The 347-nt window shown below is 42.1% G+C and carries 1 protein-coding gene; it reads right to left on the bottom strand.

Annotated features, from left to right (window positions below):
* Positions 1 to 347, bottom strand: a 347-nt coding sequence (locus C1E99_RS01855; protein WP_269088941.1) for an ABC transporter substrate-binding protein, incomplete at both ends; no start/stop codon positions are given.

Genomic DNA, 347 nt, shown 5'->3' with positions numbered 1-347 from the left:
ACTAATTGAGCTGCGTCAATAACTGCCGCGTCACTTCCCATAGCTGGAACTTTTGCTTCTTTTAAAATATCACCGATTGTTGAAGCTGTAGAGGCAACTGTGTTATCAGTTGGAAGATAGATAGCATCGACTTTTCCTGCAAGTGAAGTAATAGCTTGCTGAACATCGTTTGTAGTCGTAACTGTTGTCACTTCTACCTTTACACCTTTTGCTTCGAGTGCTTTTTTAGCCTGCTCAGCTTGAACCTCTGAGTTTACCTCGCTAGAATTGTAGAAAATACCGACAGTCTTCGCAGTTGGTACAACTTTGAGCAACATCTCGATTTGACCTTCCACATCAGTTGCATC

This window comes from Streptococcus suis, from assembly GCF_002964045.1.
Lineage (GTDB): Bacteria > Bacillota > Bacilli > Lactobacillales > Streptococcaceae > Streptococcus > Streptococcus suis_U.
The sequence above is the reverse complement of the archived record's forward strand: the minus strand, read 5'-3'. Positions and strand labels throughout refer to the sequence as shown.